22 protein-coding genes are annotated in these 26,675 nt (G+C 49.0%); 16 read left to right on the forward strand and 6 right to left on the reverse strand.

Features of this window, described 5'->3' with window-relative positions:
- Positions 1 to 1,056 (forward strand): glycosyltransferase, encoded by a 1,056-nt coding sequence (locus tag MED297_RS10105; protein WP_008044595.1) that lies wholly within the window; start codon positions 1 to 3, stop codon positions 1,054 to 1,056.
- 14 nt (positions 1,057 to 1,070) lie between these two features.
- Here MED297_RS10105 and asnB read toward each other — a convergent pair whose 3' ends face one another.
- The 5 genes from asnB to MED297_RS10130 all read right to left on the reverse strand — a co-directional run bounded on the left by asnB (position 1,071) and on the right by MED297_RS10130 (position 7,359).
- Complete coding sequence (gene asnB / locus MED297_RS10110; RefSeq protein ID WP_008044597.1) at positions 1,071 to 3,044, reverse strand: asparagine synthase (glutamine-hydrolyzing); 1,974 nt, start codon at positions 3,042 to 3,044, stop codon at positions 1,071 to 1,073.
- Entirely contained in the window at positions 3,032 to 4,297 is a 1,266-nt protein-coding gene (locus MED297_RS10115) for a glycosyltransferase (RefSeq protein ID WP_040556962.1), read from the reverse strand. The genes asnB and MED297_RS10115 overlap by 13 nt, the downstream gene beginning before the upstream one ends.
- An 81-nt stretch (positions 4,298 to 4,378) precedes the next feature.
- Positions 4,379 to 5,680, reverse strand: coding sequence for an O-antigen ligase family protein (locus MED297_RS10120; protein ID WP_008044604.1), 1,302 nt, complete (start codon positions 5,678 to 5,680; stop codon positions 4,379 to 4,381).
- Positions 5,667 to 6,236 (reverse strand): arsenate-mycothiol transferase ArsC, encoded by a 570-nt coding sequence (locus tag MED297_RS21275; RefSeq protein WP_008044608.1) that lies wholly within the window; start codon positions 6,234 to 6,236, stop codon positions 5,667 to 5,669. The genes MED297_RS10120 and MED297_RS21275 overlap by 14 nt, the downstream gene beginning before the upstream one ends.
- Positions 6,220 to 7,359 carry a glycosyltransferase family 4 protein gene (locus tag MED297_RS10130; protein WP_008044610.1) on the reverse strand — a complete coding sequence of 380 codons (1,140 nt, stop codon included), beginning with the start codon at positions 7,357 to 7,359 and terminating at the stop codon, positions 6,220 to 6,222. Before MED297_RS10130 ends, MED297_RS21275 begins: the two co-directional genes overlap by 17 nt.
- Before the next feature lie 286 nt (positions 7,360 to 7,645).
- Here MED297_RS10130 and MED297_RS10135 point away from each other — a divergent pair, with 286 nt between their 5' ends.
- Positions 7,646 to 8,722, forward strand: a complete 1,077-nt coding sequence (locus MED297_RS10135; RefSeq protein WP_202594535.1) for a carboxylate--amine ligase — start codon at positions 7,646 to 7,648, stop codon at positions 8,720 to 8,722.
- Between the two features lie 3 nt (positions 8,723 to 8,725).
- Entirely contained in the window at positions 8,726 to 9,706 is a 981-nt protein-coding gene (locus MED297_RS10140; RefSeq protein ID WP_008044613.1) for a polysaccharide deacetylase family protein, read from the forward strand.
- A 12-nt stretch (positions 9,707 to 9,718) separates the two neighbouring features.
- On the opposite strand, the gene xrt is transcribed toward MED297_RS10140, so the two are convergent.
- Positions 9,719 to 11,206: an exosortase gene (gene xrt, locus MED297_RS10145; protein WP_008044615.1), complete on the reverse strand. Its 1,488-nt coding sequence runs from the start codon at positions 11,204 to 11,206 to the stop codon at positions 9,719 to 9,721.
- Between the two features lie 151 nt (positions 11,207 to 11,357).
- Between xrt and MED297_RS10150 the strand changes: the two genes are divergently transcribed.
- The 13 genes from MED297_RS10150 (at position 11,358) to MED297_RS10210 (ending at position 26,599) form a co-directional block, all read left to right on the forward strand.
- Complete coding sequence (locus MED297_RS10150) at positions 11,358 to 12,749, forward strand: FemAB family XrtA/PEP-CTERM system-associated protein (protein ID WP_161599293.1); 1,392 nt, start codon at positions 11,358 to 11,360, stop codon at positions 12,747 to 12,749.
- Positions 12,750 to 13,017: 268 nt separating this feature from the next.
- Positions 13,018 to 13,965, forward strand: a complete 948-nt coding sequence (locus tag MED297_RS10155; RefSeq protein WP_161599294.1) for a polysaccharide deacetylase family protein — start codon at positions 13,018 to 13,020, stop codon at positions 13,963 to 13,965.
- Positions 13,966 to 14,049: 84 nt separating this feature from the next.
- The gene (locus tag MED297_RS10160) at positions 14,050 to 15,207 is read left to right on the forward strand and encodes a GNAT family N-acetyltransferase (protein WP_008044622.1); all 1,158 of its coding nucleotides are present in this window, start codon (positions 14,050 to 14,052) and stop codon (positions 15,205 to 15,207) included.
- Positions 15,191 to 15,472, forward strand: coding sequence for a hypothetical protein (locus tag MED297_RS10165; RefSeq protein ID WP_154650902.1), 282 nt, complete (start codon positions 15,191 to 15,193; stop codon positions 15,470 to 15,472). Before MED297_RS10160 ends, MED297_RS10165 begins: the two co-directional genes overlap by 17 nt.
- On the forward strand, positions 15,469 to 16,908 hold the full coding sequence (locus tag MED297_RS10170; protein WP_008044626.1) for a hypothetical protein: 1,440 nt from the start codon (positions 15,469 to 15,471) through the stop codon (positions 16,906 to 16,908). Before MED297_RS10165 ends, MED297_RS10170 begins: the two co-directional genes overlap by 4 nt.
- A 158-nt stretch (positions 16,909 to 17,066) precedes the next feature.
- Entirely contained in the window at positions 17,067 to 17,306 is a 240-nt protein-coding gene (locus MED297_RS10175; RefSeq protein WP_154650903.1) for an acyl carrier protein, read from the forward strand.
- Positions 17,307 to 17,323: 17 nt separating this feature from the next.
- Positions 17,324 to 18,502 carry an acyl-CoA dehydrogenase family protein gene (locus MED297_RS10180; protein WP_008044629.1) on the forward strand — a complete coding sequence of 393 codons (1,179 nt, stop codon included), beginning with the start codon at positions 17,324 to 17,326 and terminating at the stop codon, positions 18,500 to 18,502.
- Between the two features lie 29 nt (positions 18,503 to 18,531).
- A complete protein-coding gene (locus tag MED297_RS10185) occupies positions 18,532 to 19,509 on the forward strand; it encodes a DUF1839 family protein (protein ID WP_040556964.1) in 978 nt (325 codons plus the stop codon).
- Positions 19,506 to 21,920, forward strand: a complete 2,415-nt coding sequence (locus MED297_RS10190; RefSeq protein WP_008044633.1) for a glycoside hydrolase family 2 protein — start codon at positions 19,506 to 19,508, stop codon at positions 21,918 to 21,920. Before MED297_RS10185 ends, MED297_RS10190 begins: the two co-directional genes overlap by 4 nt.
- The gene (locus MED297_RS10195) at positions 21,913 to 23,592 is read left to right on the forward strand and encodes an alpha/beta hydrolase (protein WP_008044635.1); all 1,680 of its coding nucleotides are present in this window, start codon (positions 21,913 to 21,915) and stop codon (positions 23,590 to 23,592) included. The genes MED297_RS10190 and MED297_RS10195 overlap by 8 nt, the downstream gene beginning before the upstream one ends.
- Positions 23,589 to 24,722 (forward strand): acyltransferase family protein, encoded by a 1,134-nt coding sequence (locus MED297_RS21280; RefSeq protein WP_008044637.1) that lies wholly within the window; start codon positions 23,589 to 23,591, stop codon positions 24,720 to 24,722. Before MED297_RS10195 ends, MED297_RS21280 begins: the two co-directional genes overlap by 4 nt.
- Entirely contained in the window at positions 24,719 to 24,958 is a 240-nt protein-coding gene (locus MED297_RS10205) for an acyl carrier protein (protein ID WP_008044638.1), read from the forward strand. The genes MED297_RS21280 and MED297_RS10205 overlap by 4 nt, the downstream gene beginning before the upstream one ends.
- 9 nt (positions 24,959 to 24,967) lie before the next feature.
- The gene (locus tag MED297_RS10210) at positions 24,968 to 26,599 is read left to right on the forward strand and encodes an HAD-IIIC family phosphatase (RefSeq protein ID WP_040556966.1); all 1,632 of its coding nucleotides are present in this window, start codon (positions 24,968 to 24,970) and stop codon (positions 26,597 to 26,599) included.
- Positions 26,600 to 26,675 lie beyond the last annotated feature (76 nt).

Here is a 26,675-nt window from a genome sequence, read left to right on the forward strand (position 1 = left end):
ATGACTGACGCTACTCAGCCCATTTTGAACTTTTATCTGCCATATCACTTGGATGGCATTGCCGACTTACCCAGATCCATTGAGGAGTATTGGGACTGGGTCTGTAAGAACAGCAGTAATGGCGAAGGTAAGTATTCCTGGACCTTACAGACATATTTATATCTCAAAGAATCGGGGGTTCCTTGTCGCATCGCAACACAACTCCCCGGTACCGGCATAGTTATCTCGCATCGAGACTTTCTACCTTCGACATTAATTCCTAACCCAAACCTCTTTCTTGTTTGCATCAAACCCGACAGAAAACCTCATACTTGGGCAAACTACTACATTCTACAAAGCAGCTATGATCCAATAACCAGAAAACTTAGAAATAACCAATATCAAGTCACACCCTCTTGGCCTCAGCCGTCGCTAAAACCAAGGACTGTGTCAGAAAGTCGAGTTAAGCATATTGCTTTTTTTGGCAGGACTAACAATCTAGCAACTGAACTTAATACAGATGAATGGGTATCTAAACTAAAGAAACTAGGCTTTAACTGGATGGTTATTCCAATGACTGAATGGGATGACTATTCGGACATTGACGTTACTGTATCGATTCGGGGCTGGAATGAAATACTTCATTCGAACGCCAGAGATACCGTATTCGACTGGAATGTAAAACCCCCTGCAAAACTTACCAACTCCTGGCTAGCAAAAGTACCTGCCATTGTTGGTGACGAGAAAGTATTTTTAGATACCGGAGAGGAGGGTCAAGACTTCCTCGTAGCCAGAGACAGCGAAGACTTAATAAAAAAACTATTAACTCTGAGGTCTGACCCTGGTTTGTATAATAGACTACAAGTCAATGGTCTAGCGAAGGCCTATAATTACTCTCCAGAAAAACTCATCGACGATTGGCGAACACTTTTCGAAAAGACTCTGTTGCCTGAATACCGAAGCTGGATGGAACGCCCTTATATTACAAGGTCGATGGTAAACTGGTGGAAATGCTTATCCTTTTTTATAAAACCTAAAAACATACTGGATCCAATAAAAGGCCTACTGCGCGGTTAGCTCTGTGGCCTACCTTAAGCAATCTCTTTTTTAAGTTCACTGAAACTCAGACCTCTGCTGATCATCCACTTTTGAAACACATAAGCGGACCAAATAGCATTATCGTAAAATGCATTTCCGCGTTTAGATTCTTTAAGCATAAAGGACACTGCATTTTGATCTAATACTCCAACTGCGTCGAGATTCTTGCCATTCAGGTAGAAGTAAACATCCCGACTCAACGCACCATTTATCCAATCGCTTATCGGGACTGTGAAGCCCATTTTCGGTCGATCAAACAAGCGCTCTGGAACATACCGCTTCAACAAGGCCCTTAGCAACGCTTTAGGCTGTTGTTCATGCAACTTAACTTCAACCGGAATTTGCTTAGAAAAGTTAACTATACGGCGATCCAACAACGGAACCCGTACCTCTAATGAGTTTGCCATAGCCATTCGATCTGTCTTATATAGGCAATCACCAGGCAAATAGTATTGTGTATCCCAGTCGGAGGCCGCTTTAATAAAGTTCTGATCAAAGTCAAACTGACCTTCACCATACAAGCTATCTGACGGTGGTAAAACAGTCATACATTTATCAGAACTATAACTCAATAACGCGCTGTAGAGCGCCTCACTAGATGAAGATCGATTAACGAGTCGTAACTTACGAATTTTCGCATTGAGGTTTACGCCAAGTCGGACGGAAGTATGTCTAGAAATGTAACCGGCCATCGCATCAATTGGGATATGACTGACTAATCCGAGTGCAATATCGACTGGTTTTTTAGCAGCCGCTGGAACATCTTTAGAAAGATTCCTGAGTTGACTCGCTTTTTGATAGCGATTGTAACCCAGAAATAGTTCATCGCCTCCATCCCCTGCCATACAGACAGTAACCTTCTTCTTTACAAACTCGGTTAACAAATAGGTTGGAATGGCCGACGCATTACCAAAGGGTTCATCCAGATGTTCAATGACCTTTTGAGAACAATCAAGTAAGTCCTCCTCGTCGATACGGATCACATTGTGGTTTACACCTAAATGAGTAGCTATGTCACCAGCCTTTTCAGACTCGTCGAACTGTGGGTTGTTAAACCCAATGGTAAAGGATTCGACGGGGTGGTCGGTACGATTAGACAAGACCGCAGTAACGAGACTCGAATCGATACCTCCGGATAAAAAACAACCCAGCTCGACATCCGCAATTTTCTGATCATCAATTACATCACTCAACAAGGATTCTAAGTGATCGACCACCTTTGTAAACTCGACACCGTTGATCCTAGGCATTGGTCGTTTTTGCGCCTTATGGTCAAACTCAGCACATGATTTTTCAACCATCTCTCCGCTCGTACAGTCTATGCACAACAAGGCTCCGGGGCTTAACTTATAGACATCCTCGTATGGTGTGAGAACTCCAGGATAATAGCCGTAATCGAAGTACCGCTGAGCGGACTTCGAAGAAGGCCGCAGTATGTCTTTTGACGCTTTTTCAAGCGCTGTTAACTCTGAAGAAAAAAGGAAACGATTAGGCATCAATCCATAGTAAAGGGGTTTTTCTCCAGCAGCATCCCGAGCTAAATATAGCTTATTCTCATGGCTGTCAAAAAGTGCAAACGCAAACATCCCGGCCAACCTAGCCAAGGTACTTTCAAGTCCGTGCTCATCAATCAACTGCAATAGGACTTCAGTGTCTGATCCAGAGTTCCAATCTTTAAATGAGACCTGTGCTCTCAAGTGCTGAAAATTGTAAATCTCGCCGTTGTAAACAATGGTGTAGCGGCCACTGGATGACGTCATCGGTTGATGTCCGGCAGAGGAAGTGTCAATAATTGATAACCGTCGATGCCCCAATACAACTTTCTGGTCTGGAGATTCAAAACATCCTGAATCATCGGGTCCTCGATGAGAAAGCTCTTTATTCATTTCCTGAACAATCTGTTTCAGATTGCTGCCATCAGAAAAACCTTCTTCATTTAAACTAACCAGACCGTTTATGCCACACATTCTTCAGTCTCCATCGACTCAAGTGATTGAGAAAACACGTCTGCGATCACTTTATAACTGTATTGAGCCTCTGCGATTTGGTAAGCACGCTCGGACATTTGATCGGCCATTTTCCGATTGTCCAGTAAAGCCTTTATGCCTTCAACAAATGCATCAGGATTTTGCGCAAACTTAACGTGCCGATCATCAACTTTAATACCTTCGCAAGATATCGGGTCCACTACACAGGGAATTTTGTGAGCGAATGCTTCTATTAACTTAAGCTTAGTTCCTCCCCCATCACGGATAGGGCACACGAAGACGGAGGCCTGCGCTAAATACGGTTCAATGTCCTGAACAAACCCTCGAATTTTCACCGAAGGATCGGACTTTGATAGCTCAACCAGATCTGCCGGTGGCTTGCTCCCAATCACATCAATTATCACCTCTGGGCGCTGTTGTTTTAGATTTGGCCATACTTCGTTTAAAAAATACCTTACTGCATCTACATTTGGGTACCAGTCCATAGTGCCAATAAATAGAAGATGATTAAGCTTTGGGGCTCGACAAAAACCGTCGAGCAACCGGAAATCGAACCCATTTGGAACGACAAAGTGGTCTCGATAGCCTGTCGATATACCAAGTAGTTCAGAATCTTCAGCAGAGCAAACAATTTGTCGATCAAATTCTAAAGAAGCTATTCTCTCCAAACGTTTTAGCTTGAGGTACTCAATGTAGAATATGAACTTGAGTAACAAATTTTTGGTTCTTTCAGAACGACGTCTGATCATTTCTGATTCAATATTATGATGCCCCAAAATCAGCTTTTCATGTGTATAACGTTGGCTTTCCACATTTGAAATCAACGAGATGGAGTCTACATAAATGTAATCATAATCCTGACTATCTCTTATGGCTTTAATCTGATTTGCAAAGGACTTTCTATTCAACCACTCCGTGGAATAAGGCTTGGTGCTAAACAAAGACTTAAATGTCAAAATCATTTTTGAAAACGAACTTACTCGTACTGGATCAGGCTCTATATACAAACTACTACAGTATTTTGAAAGTTCATCTTTCGCCTTTGTCAACCCTTGCTCAAAGCTATCAAAGTATGGCGTAATCAGGTTTTCTTGGTTTAGACAATACAAGTCAATATCATAGATCTCAGATAACTCTCTGATAATGTTATAGCTTCGATTCAACAAGCCGGCCTTAGGCGGATAAGGAACCATATGAGAAACCCAAAGAAGTCTTTTTTTAACGGTGTCCATAGCAATTCATACCTTCCATGATACATTTCTTTCCAACGTTAAAAGTAATAAAAGCTAGCAAACCAGTTATAGTGATCCTCACTAACTAGCTGCTTGGCTTAAATCACGTTCTTTTTTACTTGTTAGTAATGTCTGCTTGATTGAAGTAATCAACGCAGCTGATACCCAGAAAAACGGATAGTAACCAACTGTGACAAACTGTCCTGCAATTAGAAATCCGACAACGCCCAGATAAAGTCCCGCGTGGATTTCTTTAAATGCTACCCAATCCGATTGAACCTTATTTCGACTTTTTAAACTCAACACAATGAGGATATAAAACATAAGAGCAGGAACCCCTGCATCCGTTCCTATCTGTATGAAAATATTGTGAGGAAGTTCTGCAACCCTCTCCCCTTGACGATTTACAAAGTGCATATCGTTAGGATAAACATCGGTATAGTAGGGTATGAAGTTGTAATAGCCCACACCTGTCATAGGATGGTCGGCAATCATGTCTATCCCATTAGTCCAGTACAACATTCGCTGTACCGATGTTTGGTCTTCGCCCATGTTTTGAAACCGACCCAATTGCTCTTCAGGTAAAATCACCCATAACATTGCCAATATTATCGAAAAAGAGACTAATATTTTTGGTTTAAATAGCGACCAACGGAAATAGTAGATTAGTACCGCAACTAGAGCAAGTTGCGAACCGCGGCTACTCGCACCCATTATTGTCAATGCTGGTGTAATTAGGGTTGCTAACAAAATCAACCGTTCGAAACGATTCGACTTCTTCCAGTAAGCACGCATCAAGTAGATCGCCAGGCAAAATTGAACGACCATCTGAATGGCTAACTCTCCCGAATTTTGAAAGTAGCCAGGCGGCCCCATTAAACCCCAGCTTGTAAATGAGAAGCCTCTTGAAGCAAACACAACTGCCGTACCAATTGAAATCTTCAGTGAGCAAATTATGAATACCAGTAAAAATACATAAAACCTTTCTTTTGTCGTTACTATCTGACACACCAAAAAATAGATAATAATCCATTGTAAGTACTGAATCTGGTAACGCTCTGACCAGGATGGATCATAGGCAAAGAAGAAGGAAAGTTTTATCTGCAATGCAAATAATAGAAGCCAGGTATGTGTCCAGCACCATTGAAGTCTGGATTTCTTGTCAAAAAACTGTGCGACGATCGCTCCGGCCAGGAAGGATTGCGCCCACGGCAACACATCAATCGCCGGGTAAATAGCCTGTGGACGGAAATATTCGAAGAATAAATAGGCGCATATAAACCAAAACGCAGGATGCTCTGACCAGAAATATTGCCAGAGTTGACGAACTTTAAAGAAACTAAGATCTTCAACTTTTAATTCGACTTGGTTACTTCTTGACATAGGCGACCAATGCCTTAGTACGATCAACCACAAGTTGTTCTGTTTTCTTAAAAAAGCTCAATCTAGTATTAAACGGATCATGTATGTAAGGGCAAGCGAAATCGTTATCAGTCAGACCTAACAATACTGTAGGAACTTGAACGCCAGATTGGCGCAATAGTTTTAAATGGTAAGGTTCCATAGCAACTAAAAGGTCACCCTCTTCCGCCACAAACTCAGCAATAGGCGTCGTTCTGTGCTCAGAACAATCGATGCCATAGCTCTCGGCAAAAGCTAATGCCCGAGCATCGGCTTTATCATTTCCCCTAGTATCTAAACCGAAAGAACAAACCTCCATACCCAATTGCGCGGCTACTGCCTCAGCAAGTGGGCTTCGACAGATGTTCCCAGCGCAAACAAACACCAATCGTTTAGGCCTGTAATTAATAGCGCTTAATCGGTTCCGGCGATAAGCACCACAACGATACAAAACACCAAACCAAAAATGTTTCAGCATACCCTGCTTAGAACCATACCGCTCTTCGATAGCGTCTTGCATCTTAGGAGGAAACCACATTATCTGTTTCCATTTTAGCCATAAAGTTAACAGCCAGGTTACGATACTGAGTTATCATAATGTCCATGCTGAAGTCTGACTTCACTCTCTGCAAAGCTTCATTCGTATAATCAACACGACCGTCCAATATGGCTTTGATACCTTCTGCCAAAGCTTCTGGTTTTTTTATAGGAATCATTATTCCGTCCAGGTCTGGTCTTATGATTTCTTCGGGACCACCACTACGGGTGACAACAACAGGGACTCTTGATGCCATGGCCTCAAGGGTAGCTATTGAGAAGCCCTCAGTTTCAGAAGATAGTGCAAAACAATTAAGCTGTTTCAAATAGTCCGAAGTATTATTTCTAAAACCTATAAAATGAACATTTTCAGATAGTTTCAGATCTTTCACTAAATTGATGAGCGATGCCATCAACGGTTCTTTTTGGTGACCCGCAATAACGAAGTGTCGCTCCGGATGATCAGCAATGACCATAGCGGCAGCACGAATTAATGTCGGATAATCTTTTGCCGGCCGGATGTTACCAAGACATCCAATAAGCTTTGCGTCGGAAGGCAAGCCAAGGTCTTTTCGAAGATCAGAGTCTGGCGAATCAAGATATCGATCAACCTTGACCCCGTTGTGAATGACGGTCACTTGACTCGATGCGAACAACTTTCGGGATTCCAAGTAATGAGCAAGCTGTCGACTGACGACTACGATGCGCTTCAAACCACGCTTCAACAACCAACGCTTTATCGACACCAGTCGCTCACGATCACCTACATCAACTTGCCCATGCAATGTGGCAATTGCAGGAATCCGTGTCAGTAGACTGACAATAGAAACCGTTAACGCTGAGCCTAGCAAGTGGGCTTGGATAAATCGTACGTTTTTTTCACGACACAACCTAACGACCGAAAGGTAGTAAGGAATTGACAACCAGCCATAGGGTGGCCTTACAACATAAGGGATTTCTCGAGCATCCAGTTGCTGTTGAACCCAACCGTTTCCGGTAATTAGTGCCAGAGTCTCGAACCCTTTTATTTCCAGCTGCTCAGCAAGATCAAGAAATACGGTCTCCGCGCCACCCGGGCCGGTCGTGTCGATGACATGAAGAATTGTCGGTTTTGCAGTACTCATCCCTGTTACCTTGTGGCTGGTCAATCCATTGATCCAGTCCCCTGTATGAATGGGGCAGAGCTATACTATAACCGCTAAGAGGTGACAATTCTATGGACAGAGAGAGAATTCCAGTTACTGTTCTTAGCCCTTATAACGTGGTAACCGGGCGTGCAATTGTTTAAACTGCCCGCAGACACTGATGATGATCTTTCGAATGGACTCGAAAACACACCGAATACTGGTTTTGGATGCTAACCAGCGCAGCGGCCTTGCGGTCATACGCTCTCTCGGCAGGGCCTTTCCCATGGCGGATATTACGGCCGCCGATGAAACTCCAAGCGCGATTGGGGGTGCGTCCCGTTATACCAAACATTACCTGCACTACCCCAGCCCAACATCCGAGCCACAGGCTTTTCTGGACTGGATCAGTTCCCACAACAACAGTCGGCGCTATGATCTGATCCTCCCCACTACCGAAGTCACCAGCCAGCTACTGCTTCAAGGCACAGATGCTCTGCCCATTCCGTTTGCAGGTTATAACACCGTCATGGCACTGGCCAATAAAGCCCGGTTGGTTGAAACGGCACAGAAAATCGGCATTCCAGTTCCGGAAAGCCAGTTCTTTGCAAACGCTGCAGCACTGGATCCCCGACAACTGACTTACCCTTGTGTACTCAAGCCGGCACAGTCAAAGATATTCACAGGATCAGGCTGGGTAGCTACCACCGTAAGATTACTTAAGGATGAGACCGACCTGAATCAGGCACTGAGTGGAGACGATTATCTGGCTGAACATCCCTTCATGATTCAGGCGTTTATCCCAGGTCACGGAGCTGGGGTTTTCTGCCTATATGACAAGGGGGCAGCAGTTCAGTTCTTTGCTCACGAGCGGTTGCGTGAAAAGCCACCTGAAGGCGGTGTCAGCGTTTTATCTCAATCGGCACCGCTAACACCCCAATTGGTTGAGTACAGTCGCCAGCTTCTGGATCAGGTTCACTGGCATGGCGTTGCCATGGTCGAGTTCCGGATCGCCCCCGACGGTCAGGCCTATTTAATGGAAGTAAATACTCGCTTCTGGGGATCACTTCAGCTTGCGATTGACAGTGGCGTTGACTTCCCGGCGCAACTGGCAAAACGGCACCTTGGTCTACCGACAGAGCCGGTGACCGACTACAAGGTCGGCCAACGTCTGCGATGGCTTCTGGGCGATCTGGACAGCCTGTATATTTTTTTGAAACGACCGCATCCGCTGTCGGCTAAGTTCAAACGTGTCCTGCAGTTCCTTACCCCTCGCTTTCGGGGGCAGAAACACGAGGTCAATCGATTGCATGATTTTAAACCCTTTATTGAAGAACTGCGTCAGTACGTGAGGAATCTGTAAGTCATGCCAAGCATCAAATCATTGTTACGCCACAGCTATCAATGGAGCGCCGCGACTTTCGGAGCACATAACCGTCGTCACTCAGAACCCCGTCTCTGGGTACTGATGTACCATCGCATCCTGCCGGAACATGACCCAAGATATCGCTTAGAAGAACCCGGCATGGTCGTCACACCCGATTCTTTTCGGATGCATCTGGAGGAATGTCAAAAGCTTTTTGACATGGTCGCTCTGAACGACTGGGTTGAGGACGTCAGAAACGGTCGACCGATACCATCGAAAGCCTGTGCGGTGACCTTTGATGATGGCTGGCAGGACAACCTCGACTACGCCGCCCCCATATTGGAGCAAACAGGAATTCCAGCAACTCTATTTGCGGTGGTGGATAAGATCGGGACCGATTTTCGTTTCTGGCCAAACATCGTTATGGAGCTGCTTGCACGCGACAGTGAGATATTCAAACAGCACCCACTGTTTCAGAACCTACCGGGTGTCGGTGACTCTCGCCTCACTCGCGATACGCTGGCCGCAGCGATTGATCACCTGAAACAATACTCCGAAGCCGAACTCTTCGACGCATTGGAAAGTCTCAACTGGCGGAAGTTGCTTGAAGATACACCTCCGTCATTGATGAACTGGACGGATATGAAGCGCTCCCCATTCGCGGTCGGATGCCATACACAGACTCACCGTCGTTTAACGTCCTGGTTAACAGAGGACGACCTGGACTACGAAATCATCGACAGTGCAACATCATTGAAACAACAGGTACCAAACAGTCTCCCTCTGTTTTGTTACCCAAATGGCGATTACGATGCGCGGGCATTGCAACGGGTCAGCACCACCTACCGTGCGGCCGTGACCACACAAAAAGGGATTAACACCGTCAGCAGCCTGAACCTGCATGAACTTAAAAGAATCCCCATCCATGATGATATGGCTAACACCCGGATGAAGTTCCGGGCACGACTTGCGGCATGGTAAGACGAAAATCCGTCAATAGAGTTGCAGCGGTGAAATCAACGCTGCCCGAATGCTCTCGATGTTGTTTTCCACATTAGCCAGCTCAGCCCGACAGCCTGCGTCAGAGCACACGATCCGAGCATGCCACAAAGCGACAACCGATTCCCCATTCAACAACGCAGTCAGCTGCATCAGTTTGCCCTGAATCGGATCAGTCGTTACAGCAGAACCAATCTGATATTGCCAGAGGTGCAGTTCCGGCTGACGCGCATTCACCTGAATTGCCTGTAAACTGTTTTCAGACAGGATCGCCGAAGGCAACCGCTGGTAGGAGTATTCGGTTACCTGATTGGAATGACTGATCAGTTCTTTGCCTTGCGATTGGTTAAGATAAATAAGTCGCGCCACGGTCCAACGGCTGGACGCCACCAAAGCCTCATAATACTCAGCCTTGTCCGTACCTTCGTATCTATGTCGGAACAATGCGGCCCCTCGAACCGGGTCTATTGGCTGTAAAATATCTGACTCAACGGATCGAATGGACGTTGAAGGCCCCGTCTGTACCTGTACAAACAATGGCAAAGCCCAAAGCCCCATTGCCAATACCGCTCCGAACAGGACATAGGTTTTCAGACTTTTAGTGACCAGTGAAAACCGACTGGGAACGGACCGTTTTTCGGACCCATGAAACCCTGAAACCAACCACAAATACGCGGCAAACAAGGCGGCAAAAATCCACCAGCCAAACATGCCATGATCATAAACCAGTGAACTTTGCATCTGAGACTGGTAAGCAATAAGAATTAAGGCGATCACGCGGCCCCAGTTTCCGACAACCGCCAGAGCAACAAGCAAACCGATACTCACAACACCCTGTCGCCATGACATCTGCCGGTAAAGCGCATTCAGTCCGCTGAGCGCCAACCCTATCATAAAGTAATTCAAACCTGCACAGCCACCAGCAATGACAACAGTGCCGGATGGCAGCGTAAACGAGTTGCCTTGAATAAATGCAGGGACGTCCAACAAGCGAATAAACCAGGTTGCTACCCATGTGGTCAGCGCCTGCAGTGGACTGATCAGCACTTCCCAGACCGGCAGGCTGAGTGTAAGCAATGCCAAAGGGAAGGCCGCTGACCAAGCCCCCGACCAACCGGCTATGGAGACTACCACGACCAACAAAGCACCGTAGACCGCAAGTTGGGATACCGCACCGACCTGAGTCGCGAAACCGATCGACCACAGAACTCCGACGGACAACGCGAGCAGAATCACGAGGAGTCGCCAACGCGGCATCACCCACTGAGGCGGCAGCCTTGTAAAGACCACAGCCAAACACAACGCCACCATGATATAGCCATGCGCGTAGGAACCATCCCATTGAGTCCAGCGCTGATGCAAAGTAATCAGCGTCGACCAGAAGACGGTAATCACACCCAGCATGAGAATGACAAACCAGAGGCGGGAAGAGCATTGCCAACGTCGGGAAGGTGAAGCGGTTAACTTCAGGGGTTGCTGCATCCAGGTACTCCATTACCAGGAAGAAAAAACAAAGCCAATGCCAATCAAGCATCGCCTGGCGGGTATCGCTGTTGGGCTTTGCACCAAACTCCGATACAATCCGAATGATTGTAAACAGAAAACATCGACAACTGAACAGCGGATTTCAAACATGGATGTGAAGAAACTGCTTAAGTGCCCTGGTGCATTTGCAGACCTGACTGACCCGACATTGCCTGCTGAGATGCAGGTCTCTCTGGAAGCATTGGGTGAAGCCTATCGTCAGACGGCAAGCGATCTGAAAGGGCACTCCCGGCAAAAACAAGCGGTCGCTAAACAGTTCAAAAAACCTGACTTATCTGAAACTGAACGTGCGCAACTTAAACAATCGATGCAAACGGTCAGTGCTGAAGTAAAAAAAACTGAACAGCAACTGAAACACTTGGTCCGATCCGCGCAAGATCTTATCAGCTCATCTCAAGATGAATCTGAACTTCCCGGCCAGTTCAACCCCTTGACCGCAACACTGGGAAAATCGCTGACCTTTGGCTGGCTCGAGAATGACAGCCAGGCATGGGCGGAGTTTTTGCAGGAACATCGCGAACTTCAGAGTCACTACCATCTGCCCGCCTTCAGCCAGGCCATTCAGTCCAGCTTTGGCTACGAAACCCGGGTATTCGGAGCCTACCAGGGTCAACAGCTGGTGGGCGCATTGCCGATCACCCTGATCCAATCGTCTCTCTTTGGTCACAACGCGGTGTCACTACCCTACTTTAACTATGGCGGTCCGATATCGCGGTATCAGGATGTCATTGCAGCGTTGCTTGAACAATCCGATCAAATCCTGGCGGACACCGGCGCCGAGCAACTGGAGGTGCGAACCACCCGACCGGGCCTGGCCGCAAACTTTTCAGATAAAAAAGCCAGCATGATCTTACGCCTCCCAAGCTCTCAAGAACGTCTCGATGACCAACTTGGCGCGAAAGTGCGTGCCCAGATCAATCAGGCGGTCCGGCATCACCCAACCAACCGAATCGGAGGTGAAGAGCTGCTCGATGACTTTTATAGAGTGTTTGCACACAACATGCGCGATTTAGGCACGCCGGTTTACAGTCAAGACTGGTTCAGAGCGCTGCTCAATAACAAAAAGACCAACAGTCGCCTGATTGTGTGTTACCTGAACGCAAAACCGGTCTCTTGCGGATTTCTCTGTGGCGGTGAATATTTGCTGGAAATTCCCTGGGCGTCCACGCTCAAATCGGCAAATGCCTTTAATATGAACATGTGGATGTACCGACAGATCTTAGGGTTCGCCATCGAGCACGGATACCAGTTTTTCGATTTTGGCCGTTCATCCAAAGATGCCGGCACTTATAAGTTCAAAAAACAGTGGGGTGCAAAACCCGTCCAACACTTTTGGTACTTTTTCCGACGCGATGGTGCCCCAATTGGTGCCGCAAACCCGGACAACCCAAAATATCGACTGCTCATCAACATCTGGAAACGCCTGCCGGTCTGGCTAACCCGGCTCATCGGACCGCCGATCGTAAAACAGATTCCCTGACCCTGCTGTGTACGTAAAGCCCCGAATACGGAGATTCCGGGTGGTTTTCAATGGTCTTCAACCGTCGTCAATAGCATGGACTAATGAACCATATTGACAAATACACACAGTTTGCACCTTTCACAGAACGGATTTTTGTGACAGAGTTAAAAACTCTAAATTCGACCCAGCGATGAAGATGTTAAGGAAAACACTCAGCAGCCTGGCCATAAGGACATTAGGCAGTCGACCCGCTTCTGCGCTTATGGCATCCGTAAGGAAGCCATGTGTGCCAGTGTTTATGCTACACCGACTTGCAAACTCCGACACCGGTATCCGAGGACACCAGCGTGATGTTCTGAACGGTGCTCTGGACTATATCGAGACACACGGTTATCACCCGATCTCCTTGCGCTCTTTAATGTCGGCCCTCATTGATCAATCACCGTTGCCACCTAACGCCGTGGTGTTTACCGTCGACGATGGTTTTAAGGATCAGGCCGACAGCATCTTACCGATGTTTGCAGAACGGCAGGTACCCATCACCCTGTTCGTTGCAACCGACCTGATCGACAATCAGGGTTGGTCCTGGGATTTTAAACTCGATCATGTCATTCATCAGGCGTCAGCACAGCATTTTGATATTCGCCCTTTTGGTTTTGATTGCGAGCCGATCCTGCTGGACTCTCATGAAAACCGACGCACGGCTTTACGCAAAGTTCGCAGCGCCCTAAAAGACCTTCACCCAAGCGGGGCCTTGCAAGGCGTCAGTGATGTTGCCCGAACGCTTAGCTCACCGATTCCCGATACAGCCCCTCCGGCCTTTTCAGCAACCGACTGGAGAACGTTGCGGAATCTCGAATCCGACCTGATTGATATCGCCCCACACGGCATCAATCATGTGATCCTGTCTCGATTGTCGATAGAGGACGCAACCCGGGAAATCGTCGACGGCTGGAACCGGGTTCGGCAGGAAATGACAAACCCCTTACCAGTCTTCTGCTACCCGACAGGTCGAGAAGGCATCGACTTTTCCGAGCGCGAACAAACCATTGTGCAGCAGGCCGGATTGCTCGGCGCAGTATCGACGGACCCTGGGTACGTTCGAGCCGAACTGTCAACCAGCCATCGCTATCGCCTACCGCGGTTCAGCATGCCAACCGATGATCTCGATGAGTTCATCAAATGTTGCTCCTGGATCGAACGCGGCCGAGAACTCGTTACCGGTAAGGTTTGATACCGATCAATCCTGTTTGCTGAAAAGCGCTTACCATGACATCTGTTTCAATCCGTCAGAATGGAATCAGACTCAGGATTGCCTATGAAGCAGACCGTCTATCACACCGGATTAGTGTGTACCGGCAGTGCCCTTATGGATATCAAGCAAGAGTGGTGCGAATTAAGCACCAGGTGCATTGATGCATCGTTGCATCATGATTGGTATTGGCATCATGCACTGTCTGTCTACCTGTCAAGGAACATACAGTATCTGACCATCCGCTTTGGTACGACGCTAATCGCTGTTGTCCCATTAGACCTCACTCAAACGAAGTCGCTTCGCGGCCCGGCCTGCAACGAAACGCCTTTGGCAGACATGTTACTCGACCCAAACCACTGCACCCCCGAACTGTTTACAGTACTCGTGCAGGAACTCACCCGTCATGCACCACAGTGGCGCACGCTTAAGCTGAGTAACCTGCCAGAGAACAGCGCCTGGTTAACCATGATCGCTCTTGTAAAGTGGCCCAGTCATCGGGAGCAGAGTGGTACCAATGCCTATTTTCGGAATGACGGTGATGAAGGCTTAAACCCACCAAAAAAACTGAAAAGAAATCTTACGCGCCTGCATCGTCGGTTAACGGATCAGTATGGCGAACCCACGCTGTGCGCTGGTGATTTAAACGATTATCTCAGCGTGAACCAGCACAGCTGGAAGCAACTGAACAGCCGTACCGGCTTAGTGAGTGATGAACAGGCGAGAACGTTTTATGAGTCACTGCTGTCGTCTTACGGATTGTCGGACCGGGCTTGGGTCAGCATCATGAAAATCGGTGACGTTGCCATCTCAGCCCAACTCGGACTCCGGTATGGTCGCTGTTTTTCTCTGTTAAAAATCACCTATCACGAAGATTTTGCAGCTTTCGGCGTAGGCAGTCAGCACCTCTGGAAAGCACTGGAGTGGGCGCAAACCCAACCATTGGACACCGTCAACCTAACCACAGGTCCTGGCTGGGCCGATCGCTGGCATCCTGATCGCCGTCCTGTTTACGAGTTGTGCTTGTATCGCAAATCCCTGTTCGGGTATGGTAATTATGGTTTTGAGAAAATTAAGACACGTCTTCGACCATTGAAAAAAGCTATTCAGGCAGGGATTCGCCGTGTTCATCCGAACGTTTCTACCTCATCTGTTCATCGGGGCCATCACGATCGCCCTGTACACCGGGCTGACGCTCCTACCCGATGTGATTCTGGGTCTTAATACCCTGCATTACCAATGGCTATTCGGCTCTCGCCGAACGCTTGCTGAGTCGTTGATGCTGCTAATGGCGTCTGGCTATGCGCTGATGTTGCCTGGATTGCTGATTCACATCGTGCTGACCAAGCGCATCAAAAACCCTCATTGGTTGGCCTTGCTGTATGCCTTGTTACCAATACTCGTATTGCGTCCTCCTGTGACTTTTGCTGCCGCCTGGCTCATCGCCTTCGCTTTTTTTGTTATGGCCAGCAAGAGGGTTCTGAAATGAATCGACTCTTACTGTTAGCGTCCTGTTTAATGAGCCTGGCACACGCACAAAACACAGCAGTCATCATCGGAGGCGGTCACGAACCACTGGCAAATGAAGCCGCCCTGGAGCGCACCTTTTCAGGCTATCAAGAGGCGGCGCAACAACTGAGTATTGAACGTGTCACAGCGCTGTTTGCTGACGGTACAGAATCATCATACGCCATCCGAAACGACGACACCCGATGGGTCACCCGCCAATCGGATCCTTTGGGCCTGGTGCTGTACCCAGATGATCTGCGTCCGGGCACTTTCCGGCCAACCCAACTCGGCTCGATTCAACCAGCAACCAAAGCAAATGTGCTGACGGCCTTGAACGAAGCGCTTCAACCAACGGCTGACATGCAATCGGCGTTACTGATTTTCAGCGGGCATGGGCAAAAATCCGCAAGAGCACAAAATAATGCGCTTCGCCTATGGCACGATGACCGCTTTACGACCAACGAGCTCCATCAACTTACCTCGAACAGCACGGCTTCGGTAACACGCTTCATTGCATCTCATTGCTACTCCGGAAGTTTCCATGACGCTGCGCTAACCATGAGTTTGCAACCGGACGCTCACGGGGCTGCACCTATGTGTGGCTTTACCTCAGTGCCACGTTGGGATCTTACCGAGGAATGCACGGCTGCCGTGCAATCTCAGACTTATCAGGAGTATGGGCTGGACCTGATGCAGCAAGTCTCACGATCAGCAACGACGAACCTGAGTTTTGATTTAAACAACGATCAACAACTTTCGCTGTACGAAGCCCACCTAACGGTTATCAGCACGATGCAGGACCGCATGGATTTACCATTGTCATCCAGTGAAGCCTATCTGCTCGATTCAGAACACTGGTATGAACAGTGGTCTCTTCAGCCCCGGTATATCGCAAGCAACCCGTACTACCGTCTTGTTCAACGGCTATCAACGCCAATGGAAGCCGCCATCGGCACGGCAGATTATTTCCGTGAACTTAATCAAAAACTGACCGCAGCCACAGAAGCTCAGGCGCAGGCTGCGCGTGTAGAGTACGACAATATGGACGGGGCGGTACTTTTACGAAGAAAGATCCACAACGACTTGCTGCTGTCCTGGCCACAACTAGCCGCGCCGGCGTCACCCGCGGCACGGCAGTTACTGGGCACACGCGGTGACGAGGTTCGACGGTGGTTGTTAAACCACCCCGACCTATCTCAACTTTACGACTATGAAACTCGATCTGCTGAGCTTTCCGAACAGTGGATAAAGGCAACACGTGAACTGGCTGGTTTGCGTCGCCTGCACCAGAGCTGGCAACTGGCCAATCGATACGAGCAGGTTATGAACGGACGTGCAGAACAAAAACAGCAGTATCTCAGTCTTCGTCGCTGTGAAAACTGGACGCCGACGCTGAAGGCGCCGTTCGGTCAGTGATTGAAATCACGGTAGTCAAAAGCAAGACTGTAAAAATGTTCGACACCAAACTTCGACCATCGTCTTTTTGCAGCGAAACAATTGGAAATAGTTTAAATAAGAATTAGAATGAGTTCACAATTTGGTATTACCGACCTGACTTCTAAGGGAATAGAAACATGTCAATGGATCGAATCCGCGCTATCGTTGCGCAAACCGTCAAGCTCTCCAAAGATATTTCCGACATCAGCGACAATGACGACCTTTACTCTCTGGGGTTAACTTCGCTGACAACTGTCAACCTGATGCTCTCTATCGAAGACGAGTTCGACATCGAATTCGACGACAACATGCTGTCACGACAAACGTTTGAAAGCATCACATCACTCGCCGAGGCTATCGACGAACTCCAGGACTGAGACATAAGGACACGCACATGGAAGCGCTCGCACAACGAACCTTTGAAGATATTAAAGCCACCCTTCACAAACTGGGCACCGATGTTGTCGCACCGGCGGCAATACTGGTTGACCAAGACGCTCGGTTTCCGGAAGAAGCCTTTGCGGCTTTTCGCGAACATCAGCTGCTGTCTACTTACATTCCACAAGAGTTTGGTGGCGACGGCCTGAGCATTAGTCAGATCTGCGAGCTGTGTCGAATTCTGGGTTCCTATTGTGGATCGACGGCGATGATTTTCGCCATGCATCAAATCCAGGTGGCCTGTATTGTTCACCACGCTGGCGGCAGCGAGTATTTCCGACAGTTCATGGCTCGGATTCATAGCGAACAGCTGTTGCTGGCATCCGCCACAACAGAAATCGGTGTGGGTGGCGATTTACGCTCAAGCATCTGTCACGTCGATGTTGCCGACGATGGCAACTTCACTCTCGAGAAGAAAGCGCCGGTCATTTCCTATGCCCTGAATGCCGATGCCATTCTGGTCACCTGCCGCACCAACGCCGAAGCGCCGGCCAGTGATCAGGTTCAGGTTGTCCTCAATAAAGGACAGTACGAACTTGAACCCATCAGCGGCTGGGACACCATGGGTTTTCGTGGGACCTGCAGCTCAGGGTTTGTCATCAAAGGCACCGGACATAAAGATCAGATTCAGCCAATGCCGTTCTCGCAGATTCTCGCCCACTCCATGCATCCGGTATCCCATCTGACCTGGGGTTCGTTGTGGACTGGGCTGGCTCAGGGTGCGGTTAACAAAGCCCGTCAATCGGTCCGCGATATGATGCGCCGTTCCAATGAGCTGCCTCAGATTACCGCAACACGACTCGCTGAACTCGACGAAGTCATGTTCAGCATGAAAGGCGGCCTGTTCAGCGCTCTTGAGGAATATCAGGATATTCTCGACAGCGGTAATCTGTTCCGGGCGGAAAAATACGGATTTTCCATTCAGGTCAACAATGTCAAAACCCGATGCTCAGAAATGATCGTAGATATCATCAGCCGAGCCATGTTAATCGTAGGCATTGGCGGTTATCGAAATGATGGTAAGTACAGTCTCTGCCGCGAGCTTCGTGATGCCTATGGCGCTGCATTAATGGTCAACAATGATCGTATCCGCGGACACAACGCGACGATGCAGGTTGCCATCCGGGAAAGCTAACAACTCGAAATAACGAAACGGATTTTGTTATGCCAAGTGTAAGAACATTGGACGTTCAGGCCTATAGGCCGCATGCCATTCACGGCGCAGATCGCATCTGGGCCGAAACCAACTGCTACGTCGATGTGGTTCTGGAACTGATTCACGCGTTAGGATTTGAGCCCATCGCAGCATTGCCGTTTACGTTGTCCATCAGCTACGAAGGCGATCAATGGACATTTTTCAAGTTCCCGCCGTTCGATCTTTTTGACCTGTACGGCCTGGAGCTTCAGGAATTGAACCCCTGGAACAATCTGGCAGAACATATTGAAACTCAAGTCTCGCTCGGGCGGCCGGTTCTGGTTGAACTGGACTCATGTTATCTGCCGGATACACAGGGGACCACTTACCGACATGAGCATGTTAAATCGACCGTTGCGGTGAACTTCATTGACCGTCAGCAAAAACGTCTGGGCTACTTTCATGGCCAGTCGTATTACGAACTCGACGGTGACGATTTTGATTTGGTTCTGCAAACAGAAGGCCTCGTACACGAGCGCATGTTACCGCCCTATATTGAACTGGTGAAATGCCATCGAACGGCAGAGGAAGCCAACGCGGCTCTGGTTGAACGATCGATTGATGCTTTGCGTCGACAACTTCGTTACCTGCCGGCCAGCAACCCGTTCTCGTCTTTTGCGGTGCAGTTTGAGAAACAATTACCAGATATCAAAGCCAAGGGGTTGGAGCATTTTCATCAGTACTCGTTTGCCACCTTACGTCAGTTTGGTGCCTGTTACGAGCTGAGCGCAACCTATTTGAAATGGCTGACCGAGAAGACCTCGAAAGACTTCAGCCTGGCCGAACAGAACTTCCTAGACATCAGCCAGGGAGCTAAAACGCTGCAGTTTCAACTGGCACGTGCAGTGGCCCGCAACCGTGATATTGATCTGAGACCTCTGCAGGTCATGGCTGAACTCTGGCAGCAGGCGATCGACTCGATTAAAACGCAGGTGGCGGCGCTGTGAACGACCAGCAGACACCGATACAAACCTGGTTCATTACTGGTTTTACGCCTGACATCGATCAGGGCGTCTGTCAGATCGAAGCAGACTATGCCGCGCCGGTGAACAAGCTGTTTCCCGATCGCCAGGATCATCAGGCACTCATCTGGCATTACGAAACCCGCCTGACGCTGCCGGCCCCGGTCACTGTGGAATTTCCACGGTTGTCACCTCTGTGTCAGGTGCACTGCAACGATGTTGTTCTGGGTTCTGCTAACAATGCCTTCCACCCGCATCGATTTGCTTTGCCGGACTCCGAATCGGGCCAGTACCATATTCGCCTGGTCTTTAATGCCATTGATGCCTTCCTGGCACAGCGACAACCGAGACCAACATGGAAGACCGCGCTGGCTAACAACAATCTCCGGTCTTTACGCACGGGATTGCTCGGTGCTATTCCCGGCTGGGCCAATGACGGCATTGCGATTGGCGTATTGGACAACCCGGTTGTCATAGCAGAAACCAATCTTTGCCACAGGGTCTCAATCGTTCCGGAGTTCCGAAACAATGAAGCCCAGTTAAAAGTGGCAAGCCTGGTGGCGGAGCTGGCCGTTAAACAGGTAACCGTGCGCCACCAAGGACAGGTTTTAGCTCAGGAAAATCTATCCGATACCGTGACCACCACAATATCCCTAGGTCCATTAGCGCCCTGGTGGCCTCACACCCATGGCAAACCCATCCGCCATCTACTGGACATCGAGATAGTCACGTCCGCCGGTACCTTAACGATCACCAAAACATTGGGGTTTAAGTCGGTAGAACTGTCATCCCTACAGTCACCAACGTTTCACATTAACCAAGAACCGACGTTTTTGCGTGGTGCCTGTTGGACGAGTTCAGACTATCCTGAACACGGATTTAATGAAGCCAAAACACGGCAAGTGTTAGAACAGGCGCGTCACATAGGTTTTAACGTCATACGCATCAGTGGTCCAATGCCCTATGAAGTCGAGACATTCTACGATATCTGTGACGAGCTTGGGCTTTTGGTCTGGCAAGATTTCAGTTTCGCCAACTTTGACTACCCAAATGATGCGGAGTTTCTCGACAATGTCATGACTGAGACCGCTTACCAGGTACAGCGGTTAAGCGGACACGTCAGCCTACTGACTTTTTGTGGGAACAGTGAGGTGGAACAACAGGGCGCTATGGCGGGCGCAGCTCTGGATCAGTTGGCGCATTCACTGTTCCATCAGCATTTACCTGAACAGGTGGCCTCATTGGCTTCGGCCATCCCTTATGTTCCATCCTCACCATTTGGCGGCATTGTGCCCTTTCAGACGGACCAGGGGTTTAGTCACTATTTTGGCTATGGAGCTTATCTGCAACCAGAATCCGATCTGGTCCTGGCCGATGTGAAGTTTGCTTCGGAATGCCTGGGCCTGTCACATGTCCCCGAAGAAACGTTCTGTAAACACCATTTCCAATCGCCCAACCCGGCACCGCATTTACCAAAATGGAAAAACGGCGTGTCACGGGATGCTGCGACCGGTTGGGATTTTGAAGACATCCGGGATCACTATCTGGGTGAATACTTTCAAGTCAATGTCGCAGACTTACGCGCACGCGATCTGGAACGTTACCACCAGTACAGCCGTGTACTGACGGGTTACATGATGACCCGCGCCTATAATTATTGGCGCTCCAGTACTTCGGCTTGCTCTGGCGCGATCAGTTGGTGGCTGAATGATTTAAAACCGGGCGCTGGCTGGGGGATTATCGACAGTGACGGTCAGCCTAAACCAGCCGCTCACATTCTGGCGAGGCAACTGCAGCCGTTACATGTCGGCTTGCTCAATCAGGGGCTTAACGGGATGGCCGTCAGCCTGATCAATGAGCGCCGGGAATCGGTCTGCGCAAACTTGACCGTCATGTGTTTGCATTCCGGTCGAAATACTCAGATGGCCGAATCACTGACGTTAACATTAGCCCCTCAATCGAACCAGGTCATGTCGCTCAATCAGCTGTTCAACCGATTCATCGATTCCACAAATAGGTATCGATTTGGCGCGCAATCCTTTGATGTGATTGCCGTGGCTCTGGAGTTTGACGGCGAAACCGTCACAGATGCAGCCTTTCCTTCAGGCCTGAATCTGCCAACACATTTTAATCCAGAAAGTCTGACGTTGGAGGGTCATCTGAATGTCCGAGACGGCCATAGCGAACTGAACATTACGGCCAACCAGGTGGTCAGCTTTGCCGATGTCCAAGTTCGTAAGCATAGGGTTTGGAATAACTATCAGACGCTGCTGCCCGGCATCCCAGCCTGTTTCCGATTGGAGGGACCGGTTCAGGGCGATCTCAACATCGTTGTCAGTGGTTTAAACCTGGCGTTTCGATCCCGGCTGAACATTCCTGGAGCTGACCATGAATGAACGGCAACTGCCTGGGTGGTTTGCTACCGATGCCAACCGGCTGTTTCACTGGTACCTGGAATCGGAAGAGTCCGCTCGAGCGTTGGTCGTACTGATCCCGCCACTCGGCCATGAAGCTTTCCACAGTCATCGGTTTTATCGTTTACTGGCGGATGAATGTCAGCGTAACGGCTTTGATGTCATCCGCTTTGACCTCCCTGGCCATGGTGACTCAACCGGCGACCTGGCAGATCCGGCTTGTCACGTCTCCTGGCTATCTGACATCCAACAACTGATTCAGCACTATCGTCAGGATCGTCCCCTGATCGTTGGCGGTTTACGGTTTGGCGCCAACCTAGCGTCGATGATTCAAGCAGACCATTACCTGCTAATTGAACCGGTTTTATCCCCCAAGCGGTACGTCCGGGAAATCAGTGTTTCTGCACGCATCGGCGCGTCTGACAGCGGTGACTCCATAGGCGTTGAGTCGGGCGGTTACACCTACACTCAAGCATTACTCGATTGGATAAAGTCCAGTGATACCCAATTTGCTTCCGGGCAGGCCAGCGGTCAAATCATTCTGAGTCAACCCGATCGGCTGAAGTCAGCTTTCGGCAACTTACCCTCACTCGAAGTTGATTCGGCTACCGGCCTCGATGGTTTGCTAGCCGAACCACAATACTCTGATATTCCTGACGGGTTATTCGGTCAGGTTTTAGGCCCGTTACTTGATTGGCCAGCACACATGGCGCCGGTAAACCTACCGGCCCCCGATCGGGCTATTGAGGAAACGGAGTGGACTGAATCCTGCTATCAGGACAGCATCGGCCAGTTTGGCATTCTCTGCGAACCTTCTGAATGCCAGCATAACAATGTGTTGGTGTTTTTAAACTCGGGCAGTGGTCCGCATACCGGCCCTAACCGTTTATACGTCGAGCTTTGTCGCACCTTAGCAACGCATGGCATCCGCACCCTTCGAGTCGATATTAAAAACCTGGGTGACAGCGCGAACATTGAAACTGAACAGGAAAATCATTGCTATCCCCATCGCGCAACTGAATATTGCAATGCGCTGTTAACCGATCTTTCTGAGCATGAATGGGCACAGCACATTTCTCTGGCGGGTATTTGTTCCGGCGCCCATCACGCGTTCCACAGTGGCGTCGCCGGTCATCCGAAGTTAAGTCAATTGATTCTGATTAATCCACTGACTTTTTACTGGCACGAAGGAATGTCACTGGCCACACCGACGGAACAACAGGTGACGGTTGATTCGCATTATTACGCGCGCACCCTGCGCAGCGGTGCCGCCTGGAAAAAACTGTTTTCCGGCAAAGTAGACTACAGCTACATCGCCAAGTTTGCATTTCGCTTCGGCATTAAAAAAGCCGGCGCTTCGATTGGCGCGCTGAAGCGATTGGTCGCCCCGGTCCCAGCCAATCAATTTACACGGGACTTAGCAGTACTGAAACAACGTGGTATTGAGACCAGCCTGATTATTGCAGAATATGATCCCGGCTGGGGGTTGCTAAACGATGCCAGCCAAATGAAACCCTCGTCCGTGTTTGCGAGATTCCCGGTCAAAGGGCTGACGATACCTAAAGCGAACCACACCTTTTCGAAACGATCGACAAGACCGCTGCTGGTCGAGGCACTCGTCAGCAGCCTGCAGCAAGCGGAGGTCAGCCCATGACAACCCGTGCTTACATCTATTTGTTCAATAACCAGCCTACCTTTCTGCGGCACCGATATGCAGAGTTGGATTTGTTCCGGTTTATTGCCGCCATGATGGTCCTGCTCTATCACTTCACGGCGAGTGGCGTCGGCAATACCATGCACGCTGATCGTTATAACTTAATTGCAACCAACAGCCTGTTCCCAACTTTAACCGAGGCCACCCGATTTGGTTTTCTGGGCGTAAACCTGTTTTTTATGATCAGCGGCTTTATCATTTTCGCCTCGGCGTCTTCACGCTCGGCCGTTAACTTTGCAGTGAACCGGGCGATCCGTTTGTACCCTACCTACTGGCTCTCTATTCTGTTTACCCTGGCCGTGCTTTATGGATTTCTGGGCACCAACTTTAGTTTGCCGTTAAAAGACATCATCTTAAACCTGACGATGATTCAACCTTATCTGGGTGTCGGGCATCTTGATCCAGTCTATTGGACGCTCGTAGTTGAACTTCATTTTTATTTTCTGGTGTTCTTTCTGCTGCTGGCAAACCAAATTAAAGCATGGCGGTTCTGGCTCACTCTGTGGCTAGTGATGAGTTGGGCATACGTGCTCACCGGTCAACCATTTTTTTACGCCTATCTGTTTGATGCCCAGTATGCGGGATACTTTATTGCCGGAATTTTGTTCTGTACTCACTATAAACAGCGCTGGGACTATTGGTCTTTAGTGATGCTTTGCGGAGCTTTTTTATTGTGCCTGTACAGCTTGCCACAACAGGTTGCTCTGTATAACGCGGGAGAGGCCTCGATTTCGATGATCATTACCGGCGATCTCATCATCACCGGTCTATTTGCTGCGTTCGCGCTCTTTTCCAGCGGTCGGGTAACCTTGTCCAGCCATCCAACCCTGATTTTACTTGGTGCGATGACTTATCCACTGTATCTGACACATCATCAGTTTGGCCGCTACCTGATCGACCGAGTCGCCCCCATGATTGGGAGCCACGCCAGTGTCATTCTGGCAATCGTACTGTCATTAGCCATTGCCTATATTTTTGTCATCATCATTGACCGAAATATAACACCGGCTCTTAAAACCCTATCCGGAAAACTGTTCACCCTTAAACCCACTCGTAAGGAAGCGATATGACCAAATCCGATATTGAATCGATCCTATTAGAGATTTTCGAAAGTCTGTTCCCTCAAGTCGCGTCAGAACAGTTACCGCAGTTGAAACAGACCGATATCGAGCAATGGGATTCTATGGCTCAGGTCAATCTCATCGCGGCCATTGAAGGCGAGTTCGATCTGGTCATCGACATCGATTCTGCATCAAAACTGCAGTCATTCGACGAATGCGTGCAGTACGTGCACGGCCAGGTCTGAGGTCAGATCATGAAGTATTTGGAGGCGGTTCGAACTCTAAAAGGGTTGAAGGAAACCGCAGACACTACGTCCGTGTTGATTGCCTCCTCTTTTCAGAGTGAAGCCTGGAACCTGTATATTCAAGCGTTCTATGCCCGCCAGGGTGTTCGCGCTCAGGTTTCACACCTGCCATTCGGATCTCTTCAGCAACACGCCCGCAGCACCGGGTTAAGCGATAACAAGACGCTGTTGCTTTTAGCACCCTGGGATTTTTTCCCAAAGTGGGATTGGCGAATGGGCTACGATCAGGGGCTAGACTCACTTGATTCTATTTTATCGACGGTAGAGGACAATGCCGCAGCGATCCTGTCATGCCATCCTGAAGGCCTGTTGTATGTTGATGCGCCGGTTCGCCCTCTCTTCAGCCAACCCGAAGATGAACTGCCTATTCACGCAGCTATTCATCAGGCACTTAACAGCGCCAAATGTCCCAAAGCCCTATGTTCCGCTGCGGACATTGACCTGTATCTACAAACCGGCCAGCTGCTCAACGGTCATCAAATTGGGGACGCCATCGATCACTACATTCGCGCCGATGACGAGTTCCGGCTTGCAGGAAAAAAGCTGATTGTCACGGATTTAGACAACACACTTTGGGCGGGCGTTATCGGAGAAGATGGCCCTGAAGGCATCGCTTACCAGAATCACGACCGGGGCTACCCGCATTACCTTTATCAGTCTCTGCTCAAACAGCTGAAGGCTTCGGGCGCCCTGATCGCAGCGGTGAGCAAAAATGACCCTGATCTCGCCGAGTTGCCCTTTGTGCAAGGCGGCATGAGTCTTAACAAAACAGATATGGTAACGATCACCGCCAGCTACGAGGCAAAGTCAGCACAAATTCTCGCTTTGTCCGAACAACTCGATTTACCGACCAGCAGCTTTGTATTTGTCGATGACAATCCAGTTGAACTGGAAGAGGTCCGACAGGCGTTGCCCGATGTGGAGATATTGCACTTTAAAGCGAATGCGGCCGATTTGAGCCGCCTGCTACAGTGCTTGCTGAAACATTTTCCGAGATCCATCCACACGCAGGAAGACAGCGATCGGACCCGACTTTATCAAACCCGGTTAAAAGGTCAGATACATCGACCTGCTCAGGGCAGCGATCTGACCAAATACCTGAAGTCGCTGAACATGACGCTGAAGATTTCAGAGCGTGGATCCGATGATTACCAACGTGCACTTCAGTTAATAAATAAAACCAATCAGTTCAATTTGAATGGACTGAGGCTGACCGAGGATCAACTGCGCTCAGAGCTTGCATCCGGCGCACAACTTTGGACGGCTGAACTGACTGATCAACATGGCAGTCACGGCGAAGTCATCAGTTGTCTGATAAAAGGCAGTCGGATCAGTCATTTGGTTATGTCCTGCCGGGTACTTAACCGGGATGCAGAGTACGCCTTTATCCATGCCATTAAAACTCGGCAATCGGATCAATCTCTCAACTTTGATTTTCAGGCGACTGAACGCAATACACCCATGCAAAAATTTATTGGTGCCATAACCGATAACGGAGTCCTAAGTGTTGATAACTCCGTTCAAGAAAAACTCAACAAAGCATCTTCTTTATTTACGGTGGCCTTCAGTCATGGCAGTTAATCAGTTCCACGGTTGGGTAAACGCTGGCCAACATTCTATTTTCGTATCGGAGTTCTTGCCTGAAAACGGCAACAGT

Source organism: Reinekea blandensis MED297 (genome assembly GCF_000153185.1).
Classification (GTDB): domain Bacteria; phylum Pseudomonadota; class Gammaproteobacteria; order Pseudomonadales; family Natronospirillaceae; genus Reinekea; species Reinekea blandensis.

Bases quoted from the DNA above. Each gene is read 5' to 3' on its own strand.
- MED297_RS10105 (WP_008044595.1), top strand. From the start codon at position 1: ATGACTGACGCTACTCAGCCCATTTTGAACTTTTATCTGCCATATCAC.
- asnB (WP_008044597.1), bottom strand. From the start codon at position 3,044: ATGTGTGGCATAAACGGTCTGGTTAGTTTAAATGAAGAAGGTTTTTCT.
- MED297_RS10115 (WP_040556962.1), bottom strand. From the start codon at position 4,297: ATGGACACCGTTAAAAAAAGACTTCTTTGGGTTTCTCATATGGTTCCT.
- MED297_RS10120 (WP_008044604.1), bottom strand. From the start codon at position 5,680: ATGTCAAGAAGTAACCAAGTCGAATTAAAAGTTGAAGATCTTAGTTTC.
- MED297_RS21275 (WP_008044608.1), bottom strand. From the start codon at position 6,236: ATGTGGTTTCCTCCTAAGATGCAAGACGCTATCGAAGAGCGGTATGGT.
- MED297_RS10130 (WP_008044610.1), bottom strand. From the start codon at position 7,359: ATGAGTACTGCAAAACCGACAATTCTTCATGTCATCGACACGACCGGC.
- MED297_RS10135 (WP_202594535.1), top strand. From the start codon at position 7,646: ATGGCGGATATTACGGCCGCCGATGAAACTCCAAGCGCGATTGGGGGT.
- MED297_RS10140 (WP_008044613.1), top strand. From the start codon at position 8,726: ATGCCAAGCATCAAATCATTGTTACGCCACAGCTATCAATGGAGCGCC.
- xrt (WP_008044615.1), bottom strand. From the start codon at position 11,206: ATGCAGCAACCCCTGAAGTTAACCGCTTCACCTTCCCGACGTTGGCAA.
- MED297_RS10150 (WP_161599293.1), top strand. From the start codon at position 11,358: ATGGATGTGAAGAAACTGCTTAAGTGCCCTGGTGCATTTGCAGACCTG.
- MED297_RS10160 (WP_008044622.1), top strand. From the start codon at position 14,050: ATGAAGCAGACCGTCTATCACACCGGATTAGTGTGTACCGGCAGTGCC.
- MED297_RS10170 (WP_008044626.1), top strand. From the start codon at position 15,469: ATGAATCGACTCTTACTGTTAGCGTCCTGTTTAATGAGCCTGGCACAC.
- MED297_RS10175 (WP_154650903.1), top strand. From the start codon at position 17,067: ATGTCAATGGATCGAATCCGCGCTATCGTTGCGCAAACCGTCAAGCTC.
- MED297_RS10180 (WP_008044629.1), top strand. From the start codon at position 17,324: ATGGAAGCGCTCGCACAACGAACCTTTGAAGATATTAAAGCCACCCTT.
- MED297_RS10185 (WP_040556964.1), top strand. From the start codon at position 18,532: ATGCCAAGTGTAAGAACATTGGACGTTCAGGCCTATAGGCCGCATGCC.
- MED297_RS10195 (WP_008044635.1), top strand. From the start codon at position 21,913: ATGAATGAACGGCAACTGCCTGGGTGGTTTGCTACCGATGCCAACCGG.
- MED297_RS21280 (WP_008044637.1), top strand. From the start codon at position 23,589: ATGACAACCCGTGCTTACATCTATTTGTTCAATAACCAGCCTACCTTT.
- MED297_RS10205 (WP_008044638.1), top strand. From the start codon at position 24,719: ATGACCAAATCCGATATTGAATCGATCCTATTAGAGATTTTCGAAAGT.
- MED297_RS10210 (WP_040556966.1), top strand. From the start codon at position 24,968: ATGAAGTATTTGGAGGCGGTTCGAACTCTAAAAGGGTTGAAGGAAACC.